At 67.6% G+C, this 9,161-nt stretch carries 10 protein-coding genes and 1 tRNA gene; 8 read left to right on the forward strand and 3 right to left on the reverse strand.

Annotation, left to right across the window (positions count from 1 at the left end):
- Positions 1–260 precede the first annotated feature (260 nt).
- The 4 genes from Q7T09_RS00195 (at position 261) to Q7T09_RS00210 (ending at position 4,118) form a co-directional block, all read left to right on the forward strand.
- A complete protein-coding gene (locus Q7T09_RS00195; protein ID WP_304696935.1) occupies positions 261–986 on the forward strand; it encodes an ATP12 family chaperone protein in 726 nt (241 codons plus the stop codon).
- Positions 987–1,062: 76 nt separating this feature from the next.
- Complete coding sequence (locus Q7T09_RS00200) at positions 1,063–2,595, forward strand: acyl-CoA carboxylase subunit beta (RefSeq protein ID WP_304696936.1); 1,533 nt, start codon at positions 1,063–1,065, stop codon at positions 2,593–2,595.
- 77 nt (positions 2,596–2,672) lie between these two features.
- A complete protein-coding gene (locus Q7T09_RS00205) occupies positions 2,673–3,185 on the forward strand; it encodes an ion channel (protein WP_304696937.1) in 513 nt (170 codons plus the stop codon).
- Positions 3,186–3,308: 123 nt separating this feature from the next.
- Positions 3,309–4,118, forward strand: coding sequence for an aminoglycoside phosphotransferase family protein (locus Q7T09_RS00210; protein WP_304696938.1), 810 nt, complete (start codon positions 3,309–3,311; stop codon positions 4,116–4,118).
- 2 nt (positions 4,119–4,120) lie between these two features.
- Here Q7T09_RS00210 and Q7T09_RS00215 read toward each other — a convergent pair whose 3' ends face one another.
- Entirely contained in the window at positions 4,121–4,645 is a 525-nt protein-coding gene (locus tag Q7T09_RS00215) for a hypothetical protein (RefSeq protein ID WP_304696939.1), read from the reverse strand.
- Positions 4,646–4,737: 92 nt separating this feature from the next.
- On the reverse strand, positions 4,738–5,238 hold the full coding sequence (msrB, locus tag Q7T09_RS00220) for a peptide-methionine (R)-S-oxide reductase MsrB (protein WP_304696940.1): 501 nt from the start codon (positions 5,236–5,238) through the stop codon (positions 4,738–4,740).
- A gap of 123 nt (positions 5,239–5,361) precedes the next feature.
- Between msrB and Q7T09_RS00225 the strand changes: the two genes are divergently transcribed.
- Both Q7T09_RS00225 and Q7T09_RS00230 read left to right on the forward strand, forming a co-directional pair.
- Complete coding sequence (locus tag Q7T09_RS00225) at positions 5,362–7,341, forward strand: acetyl/propionyl/methylcrotonyl-CoA carboxylase subunit alpha (RefSeq protein ID WP_304696941.1); 1,980 nt, start codon at positions 5,362–5,364, stop codon at positions 7,339–7,341.
- 49 nt (positions 7,342–7,390) lie between these two features.
- On the forward strand, positions 7,391–7,792 hold the full coding sequence (locus tag Q7T09_RS00230) for a DUF805 domain-containing protein (protein ID WP_304696942.1): 402 nt from the start codon (positions 7,391–7,393) through the stop codon (positions 7,790–7,792).
- A 157-nt stretch (positions 7,793–7,949) separates the two neighbouring features.
- Here the strand turns inward: Q7T09_RS00230 and lipB are convergent, their stop codons facing one another.
- Positions 7,950–8,675, reverse strand: coding sequence for a lipoyl(octanoyl) transferase LipB (gene lipB / locus Q7T09_RS00235; protein ID WP_304696943.1), 726 nt, complete (start codon positions 8,673–8,675; stop codon positions 7,950–7,952).
- A gap of 67 nt (positions 8,676–8,742) precedes the next feature.
- Here lipB and Q7T09_RS00240 point away from each other — a divergent pair, with 67 nt between their 5' ends.
- Positions 8,743–9,003 (forward strand): FliM/FliN family flagellar motor switch protein, encoded by a 261-nt coding sequence (locus tag Q7T09_RS00240; protein WP_370689177.1) that lies wholly within the window; start codon positions 8,743–8,745, stop codon positions 9,001–9,003.
- A 54-nt stretch (positions 9,004–9,057) separates the two neighbouring features.
- A tRNA-Leu gene (locus Q7T09_RS00245) sits at positions 9,058–9,142 on the forward strand.
- Positions 9,143–9,161: the final 19 nt, after the last annotated feature.

The raw sequence follows: 9,161 nt of genomic DNA on the forward strand, positions 1-9,161 counted from the left end.
GCTACGCCGACCTGCGCGGCGAGATCTCCAAGGCCATCGCCGGCTATGCGGACGACGTGCGCCAGCGGAACTTCCCCGGCCCGGCCGAGATCTATTTCGCCAAGGCCGCCAACACCTAGGCGAAGACCACGGCAGGCTCCGTCGTCGACTCCTCGGTCCTGGCGAGGTGGCCAAGCAAGCCTCCTTGCGCATTTCCCATCCAACGCTCATTTGCACGCGGGCTGGCGAGGCGTTTTCGTCGCCGCGATCTGGAGGACCATGTGGCGAAGGGATTCAAGGAGGCCGGCGAGAAGCCGCGGCGCTTCTACAAGCAGGTCGCCGTGGCGCCCGACGACGGCGGTTTCGCGGTCATGCTGGACAACCGCAACCTGCGTACCCCCAAGGCCGCCCTGATGGTCCTGCCGACCCGGGCCCTGGCCGATCTGGTGGCGGTGGAATGGGCGGCCCAGGGCGACCATATCGAGCTGGCGGTGATGCACGCCACCCGCCTGGCCAACACCGCGCTGGACGCCATTCCCGCCGCCCGCGAGGGCACGGCCGATCAGATCGCCCAGTACGCGGGCTCCGACCTGCTCTGCTACTACGCCCAGGACCCCGCGGTGCTGCTGGAGCGCCAGGTGCGCCACTGGGAGCCGGTGCTGGAGCGCGCCGAGCACGAATTCGACGTCGCCTTCGTCCGCGCCGCCGGCATCGTCCACCAGTCCCAGCCGGAGCAGACCCTGGCCAAGGTCAAGGCCATGGCGCTCACCCTCGATGACTTCGGCCTGGCGGGCGTCGCCTTCGGCACGGCCCTGTTCGGCTCGGCGGTCCTGGCCTTTGGCCTGTCGCGGGGCTGGATGACCGGGATCCAGGCCCTGGAACTGTCGCGCCTGGACGAGATCTTCCAGGAGGAGAAGTGGGGGATCGACGACGAGGCCGCCGAACGCACCGCCCGCCACATGGTCGAGGCCCAGATGCTGGAGCGTTGGTTCAAGGCCCTGGGGTGACCCTCCGTGAACTTGCGCGACCCCTCGGGCGCGACTAGGGCTTGCTCCCAGCACAGAGCGTTAAGAGGGGCCGGCCTTGAAGCATATCATCGAGGAGCTTGAGAAGCGTCGCAGCGAAGCCCGCCTGGGCGGGGGCGAACGGCGCATCGAGAGCCAGCACGCCAAGGGCAAGCTCACCGCCCGCGAGCGCCTGGACCTGCTGCTGGACGAGGGCTCCTTCGAAGAATTCGACATGTTCGTCGAACACCGCGCCACCGACTTCGGCATGGCCGACAACCGCGTCCCCGGTGACGGGGTGGTCACCGGCTGGGGCAATATCAACGGCCGCCTGGTCTTCGTCTTCTCCAAGGATTTCACGGTCTTCGGCGGGTCTCTTTCCAACGCCCACGCCCAGAAGATCGTCAAGGTGCAGCAGCAGGCCCTGAAGGTCGGCGCCCCGATCATCGGCCTGTTCGACGCCGGCGGCGCGCGCATCCAGGAGGGCGTCGACGGCCTGGCCGGATATGCCGACATCTTCCTGCAGAACACGCTCGCCAGCGGCGTCATCCCGCAGATCAGCGTGATCATGGGCCCCTGCGCCGGCGGCGACGTCTATTCGCCGGCCATCACCGACTTCATCTTCATGGTGAAGGACACCAGCTACATGTACGTCACCGGCCCCGACGTGGTCCGCACGGTGACCCACGAGGAAGTGACCCACGAGGAACTGGGGGGCTACCGGGTCCACGCCATGAAGTCCGGGGTCGCCGACGGCGCCTTCGAGAACGACCTGGAAGCCCTGACCCAAGTTCGGCGGCTGGTGGACTTCCTGCCGCTGTCCAACCGCGAGAAGCCGCCGGTCCGCGAGAGCTTCGACAGCGTCGATCGCGACGAGCCGAGCCTCGACACCCTGGTCCCGGCCAACCCCAACAAGCCCTACGACATGAAGGAGCTGATCCTGAAGGTCGTCGACGAGGCCGATTTCTTCGAGATCGCCCCGGACTTCGCCAAGAACATCATCTGCGGCTTCGCCCGCATGGACGGCCAGACCATCGGCGTCGTCGCCAACCAGCCCCAGGTGCTGGCCGGGGTTCTCGACATCGATTCCAGCCGCAAGGCCGCCCGCTTCGTGCGCTTCTGCGACGCCTTCGAGATCCCGCTGGTGACCTTCGTCGACGTGCCGGGCTTCATGCCCGGCACCAAGCAGGAGCAGGGCGGCCTGATCCGTCATGGCGCCAAGCTGCTGTTCGCCTATGCCGAGGCCACGGTTCCCAAGGTGACCCTGATCACCCGCAAGGCCTATGGCGGCGCCTATGACGTGATGAGCTCCAAGCACATCCGCGGCGACGTGAACTACGCCTGGCCCACCGCCGAGATCGCGGTCATGGGATCCAAGGGCGCCGTGGAGATCATCTTCCGCGCCGAGATCGGCGACCCCGACGCCATCGCCGCCCGCGAGGCCGAGTACAAGACCCGCTTCGCCAACCCCTTCATCGCCGCCAGCCGCGGCTATATCGACGACGTCATCAAGCCCCACAACACCCGCAAGCGCATCGCCCGCTCGCTGAAGAACCTGCGGGGCAAGGTGCTCACCAACCCCTGGAAGAAGCACGACAACATCCCGCTTTAGGGCGCTACGCCGCTGGCGCCGCGCCTTGATCCAGGACAAGGCGCGGCGCGACCGACTCCTGGAGGGGTGGAAGTCGCATGAACGTCCTGGCCCAGCAGCTTCTCATCTCGACGCTCATCGTCTCGGCGACGGTGGTGATCCACCTGCTGGGCCTGGACGCCCTGCAGATGCTTCTGCGCCTGCACCTGGAGCGGTTCACCCGCTGGATTCACCTGGACCGCATGATCATCCCCCTGGGCATCGTCCTGGGGCTCTTCGTGGTGCACGGGCTGGAGATCTGGCTCTACGCCCTGGTCTACTGGAAGATGGGCATGCTCGAGACCCTTGAGAAGGCGCTCTACTTTTCCACCAGTTCCTACTCCACGGTCGGCGAGACCGGCGCGATCCTGCCCGAGCGCTGGCGCATCGTGGGCGTGCTGGAGGCCATCAACGGCATGTTGCTGATCGGCTGGTCCACGGCCTTCCTGTTCCAGATCCTGCACCACCTGATGTGGAACGACGGCGACGACCATCCCCTGCCCAGGGGCGCCATCGCCCACAGGGCCAAGACGCCCGGAGCAAGCCGCCCGTCCTCGGGCGATCAGGCCTAGAGCATGTCAGGCGGAAGTGGATACCGGTTCGGCCGCCCGACGTGCTCCAGTACTTTGAATCTAGACCCTTCTTGCCGTTTCAGATGAGTCCATCTGAAACGGTCAGGGTCTAGGGCCGCCGAGGTGGCCGGGGATGTCTTCCAGGCTTGGATCGACCGCTGGCGGCTGACCCCGGACGGGGAGCCGTTCACCAGCATTGGGGGACGGCTCCTGCCTGTCCGCCAGGATGGCGTGGCCGCCATGCTCAAGGTCAGCCACGCGCCCGAGGAGATCGCTGGCGGCGTCCTGATGGCCTGGTGGGACGGCCAGGGCGCGGCCCCGGTCCTGGCTCACGAGGGCGAGGCCCTGCTGATGGTTCGCGCCACCGGGACGGGGTCGCTGGCGGACATGGCTCGGAATGGCCGTGATGACGAGGCCACCCGCATCATCTGTGCGGCCCTGGACGGCCTTCACGCGCCGCGCGCCGGACGGCTGCCCGCTAGCCTCAGGCCTCTACCTGACTGGTTCCGCCAATTGGAGCCCACTGCAAACCAGCACGGCGGCATTCTGTCCAAGTCCTTGGCCATGTCGAAGGCTCTCCTCGCCGATCCACGGGAGGTCTGCGTCCTGCACGGCGACGCCCACCACGGCAATTTCCTGGATTTCGGGGACCTCGGCTGGCTGGCCATAGACCCCAAGGGCCTGATCGGCGATCGGGGCTTCGACTACGCCAATGTCCTGTGCAACCCGGACCTGGCGACGGCGGTGGCGCAGGGGCGGATCACGCGCCAGGCGACGGTGGTCGCCGAGGCCGCCGACCTCGACCCGCTGCGGACGATGCAGTGGCTGCTGGCCTATGCCGGCCTGTCGGCCGCCTGGACCCTGTCGGACGGGAACGACCCGGCCGGCGCCCTGCGGATTGCCGAGATCGCGGCGGCGGAGCTGGGGCTGTAGGCTCAGTAGAGCCGTTCGTTGACCTGACGGGTCGCGCGGCTGCTCATATAGCTGACCAGTTCCAACTTGAGGGCGGCGAGGTCGCTGGCGGCGGGGGCCAGCTTCGCGATCAGCGCGTTCCACACCTTCAGGCCCGCCCCCCTGTCCGCGCCCTTGGCGACATCCTGGGCCAGGGCCTCGATCAGGCCGGGGTCGATCGTGGCCCAGGCCGAGTCCAGCTGCTTGGGGTAGATGTTGGTCAGGATCTCCAGGCGCCGCTCGGCGATGAGCTGGCCGGTGTAGCCGGAGAAGGCGGACCCGGCGTGGGCCATGGCCGCGTCGCTGACCCTGCAGGCGGTCAGGGCGACGCCGAACTGCGCGTCTGTGAAATGATCCATCATATCGGGCCGTCGGTCCTTCAGCCCGGCGAGGAGATAGTCGTCGCGCGCCGTCCCCGGCAGGTGATCCCAGATGCACTTGGCGTCACCCGCGGCTGCGGGGCTGGCCAGGGACAGGATGCCGATCAGGATGAGGACGCGGAGAGGCATGGGGACCTGCCAGGGCTGGGACGCCGGGCGTCCGAGAGGTCATCCTACAGCGGAGCTTCCCCATCCGCCATGAAATCAATGGCCTAGCCGCGTCAGCTCGCGGCCGTCGCCAGATGCTGGTTGTCGCCCCGCCGCAGCGGATCGCGCAAGGGGTGGTCGTTCTGGACGAACTCCAGGGAGATCGAGTTGATGCAGTAGCGCAGCCGGGTCGGCGGCGGGCCGTCGGGGAAGACGTGACCCTGGTGGCTGTCGCAGCGGGCGCAGCGGGTCTCGATGCGGATCATCCCGTAGCTGACGTCCTTCACCGCCACCACGTGGGCCTCGTCGAGGGGGGCGAAAAAGCTCGGCCAGCCGGTGCCGCTCTCGAACTTGGTCTTGGCCTGGAACAGGGGCAGGCCGCAGAGCCGGCAGCAATAGGCGCCGTCCTCCTTGTTATCCAGCAGGCCGCCGCAGAACGGGGCCTCGGTGCCGTGGTGCAGCAGGACATCGGCCTCCTCGCGGGTGAGGTCGGCCTCAAGGCGCTTGCGTTCCGCTGCGTCGGGAGGTGTCAGGTCGAAACCGGACGGGGAGAGGGTGGCTTCTGGCGTGCTCATGGGGTCCAATCTATGGTCTCTCCCCACAGTACGGAAGCACCCCAGGGGAGGTTACGTTCATGATCGGCCACAGAAATTCCGCCATTGGCCCCGCAGCCCGAAAACTGCGCTAAGACGGCTCCCATGTTCTCAAAGATTCTGATCGCCAACCGCGGCGAGATCGCGGTCCGCATCATCAAGACCTGCCGTCGGATGGGTATCGCCACGGTGGTCGTCTATTCCGAGGCCGACGCCGATTCCATGGCCGTCGAGATGGCCGACGAGACGGTGTTCATCGGGGCCGCGCCGGCCTCCGAAAGCTATCTCGTCGCCGACAAGATCGTCGCCGCGGCCCGCGAGACGGGCGCGGAGGCCATCCATCCCGGCTTCGGCTTCCTGTCGGAGAACGCGTCCTTCGCCCGTCGGCTGGAGAAGGAGGGCATCGTCTTCATCGGTCCCAACCCCCACGCCATCGAGGCCATGGGCGACAAGATCGAGAGCAAGAAATTCGCCACCAAGGCCAAGATCTCCGTGGTCCCCGGCCACGTCGGCGAGATCGACGACACCGCCCACGCCATCAAGATCAGCGAGGACATCGGCTATCCGGTGATGATCAAGGCCTCGGCCGGCGGGGGCGGCAAGGGGATCCGGGTCGCCTGGAACCGCAAGGACGTCGAGGAGGGCTTCCCGGCGGTGAAGGCCGAGGCCAAGTCCAGCTTCGGCGACGACCGCATCTTCATCGAGAAGTTCATCGAGAGCCCGCGCCACATCGAGATCCAGGTGATGGGCGACAAGCACGGCAATGTCGTCCACCTGTTCGAGCGCGAGTGCTCCATCCAGCGCCGCAACCAGAAGGTCATCGAGGAGGCGCCTTCGCCCCTGCTCGACGAGGCGACCCGCGCGGCCATGGGCGCCCAGGCCGTGGCGCTCGCCAAGGCCGTCAACTACGACTCGGCCGGCACCGTCGAGTTCGTCGCCGGCCAGGACAAGAGCTTCTTCTTCCTGGAGATGAACACCCGCCTGCAGGTGGAGCACCCGGTCACCGAGCTGATCACCGGGGTGGACCTGGTGGAGCAGATGATCCGCTCGGCCTATGGCGAGAAGCTGGCCTTCGCGCAGAAGGACCTGGCCATCAAGGGCTGGGCCATCGAGAGCCGCATCTACGCCGAGGACCCCTATCGCGGCTTCCTGCCCTCCATCGGCCGCCTGGTGCGCTACTACCCGCCGGAAGAGGGCGCGATGGGCGACATCATCGTGCGCAACGACGCCGGCGTCCGCGAGGGCGACGAGATCTCGATGTTCTACGATCCCATGATCTCCAAGCTGTCCACCTGGGCGCCGGAGCGGCTGGCGGCCATCGACGCCATGGGCCGGGCCCTGGAGGACTTCCACATCGAGGGCCTTGGGCAGAACATCCCCTTCCTGGCCGCGGTGATGGACCAGGAGCGGTTCCGAAGCGGGCAACTGTCGACCAACTACATCAAGGACGAGTTCCCCGAGGGCTTCATCGGGACCCCGCCCACCGACTGGCAGCGGGACCTGGTCTCGGCCGTGGCCTGCGCCATGCACCGCATCGTCACCGCCCGCTCCGCGCCCCAGTTGCTGCGCGACGAGTGGATCGTCATCGCCGGCCTCGACAAGCGCCTGGTGCGCCTCTCCAACGGCGGGGCGGCCTATCAGGTGGAGTACGTGAACGAGAACCGGGCGCTGACCCTCACCGACGTCGACTGGCGGCCGGGCAAGCGCGTCTTCCGCGGCGTGCTGGATGGCAAGGCCTTCACCGTGGCGGTCAAGCCCGCCGCCGAGGGCTTCGTGGTCCGCCACCGGGCCACCACCCTCAACGTCCTGGTCCTGACCCCGCGCTCGGCCGAACTGCACGAGAAGCTGCCGGCCAAGAAGGCCGCCGACACCTCCAAGATGATCCTCTCGCCCATGCCGGGCCTGGTGGTCACCCTGGACGTCATCCCGGGCCAGCTGGTCCGGGCCGGGGAGGCGGTCTGCGTGGTGGAGGCCATGAAGATGCAGAACATCATCCGCGCCGAGCGGGACGGCACCGTGAAGACCGTCGGCGCCAAGGCCGGTGATTCGGTCGCCGCCGACGAGGTGCTGGTGGAGTTCGCGTGATCGCCGCGCCGTCCTATAGTGGCGGCCTCGATTCACGGGGACGCCGGGCATGAACGCCGACTGGGGCGCGCTGTTCTTTACCGCCGACGGCCGGCTGGCGCGCACGCCCTTCCTGATCGGGGCGGCGGTGCTGATCGCGCTGGCGGCCATCTATGAGGCCGTGGCCGGCGTCACCCTGCACTGGCTGACGGGGTGGTTCGTCTATCCGGCCCTGATCTATGGCGGGGCCTGCGTGCTCTCCAAGCGCCTGCACGACCGCGGCAAGTCCGGCTGGTGGGCGGCGGTGATCCTGTTCGCCCTGGTGGCGGTCTGGCAGCCCCCCCTGAACCCCGCCGACGTCCTGCTCACCGTCCTGCTGCTCTGGGCGGCCGTGGAGCTGGGGGTCATGCCCGGCGAGCAGGGGACCAACCGCTACGGCGCCAATCCGCTGAGGACGGCCGCGGTGGCGTAGGGCGCCCTTTTCCTCCCCTGTCGCGAAGCGAACGGGGGAGGGGGACCATCCGAAGGATGGTGGAGGGGGCGGCCCTATCCACCACGCCCGGTCTCGCCCCCTCCACCACGCTTCGCGCGGTCCCCCTCCCCGATGAATGTGGGAGGAAAGGGAAGTGTCAGATCGGCGCCTCGACCCGCTTCACCGGCCCGAACACCTCCGTGAAGGCCTCCATCAGCGCCGCGTCGGCCTCGTCCAGGGTCACGGGCCGACCCAGGTCCACCAGGCTGGTCACCCCGTGCTCGGTCTGGCCGCAGGGGACGATGCCGGAGAAGTGCGAGAGGTCGGGCTCCACGTTCAGCGAAACGCCGTGGAAGGACACCCAGCGGCGCAGCTTCACCCCGATGGCGGCGATCTTGTCCTCTCGAATCGGGGCGCCGGAGACCTTGCGTTCCACCCAGACGCCGACCCGACCCTCGCGAATCTCTCCGGTCACGTTGAACCGGGCGAGCGCCCCGATGATCCAGGCCTCCAGGCCAGCGACGAAAGCGCGCACGTCGCGGCGCCGGGCGGTGAGGTCCAGCATCACATAGGCCACTCGCTGGCCCGGGCCGTGATAGGTGAACTGCCCGCCGCGGGCCGAGGGGAAGACCGGGAATCGGTCCGGCTCCAGCAGGTCGGCCGATTTGGCCGAAACTCCGGCCGTATAGAGGGGCGGGTGCTCCAGCAGCCACACCAGCTCCCCGGCCGAGCCGTCGGCGATGGCCGCCGCGCGGGCCTCCATGGCGGCCACGGCGGCCTCGTATCCCACATAGCCGGGCGACACCGCCCAGCCGGTCGGCGCGCCGTCGGCCCTTGCGAAATAAGGGGGCGCGGCTTGTGCATTTAACGACCGGTCAAGCATGTCAGCGCCAATGTGGGCCCAAGGATCGAGGGGCGCAAAGCCCCCTTTGATTTCTTAGAGTTTTTTGATGGGTGGGGTTTTGGGTCAGGTTAACGCCGTCAATGTCGAGATTTCGGTGGTGCTGGGTCGCTCCACCCTGCCCATGCAGCAACTGCTGCGGATGGGCCGGGGTGCGGTGATCCCGCTGGACGCCAGTGTCAACGAAGAGGTGTGGATCCTGGCCAATAACCACCCCGTGGCCCGTGGAGAGATCCAGATCAACGAGGATCGCATCTCCATCGCAGTCACCCGCGCGGCCGATGTTTACGACTATATGGCCGGCGGCTAGCCACAACGCTTCACAAACGCTCGGGGGTTTGCTACCTGCCGCGCCTCACCACGAGCGGTCGTGGCGGAATTGGTAGACGCGCAGCGTTGAGGTCGCTGTGGGGCAACCCGTGGAAGTTCGAGTCTTCTCGACCGCACCAGTGAATCAGGGTCTTTCGC

The sequence above is a fragment of the Phenylobacterium sp. genome, from assembly GCF_030645195.1.
GTDB lineage: Bacteria > Pseudomonadota > Alphaproteobacteria > Caulobacterales > Caulobacteraceae > Phenylobacterium.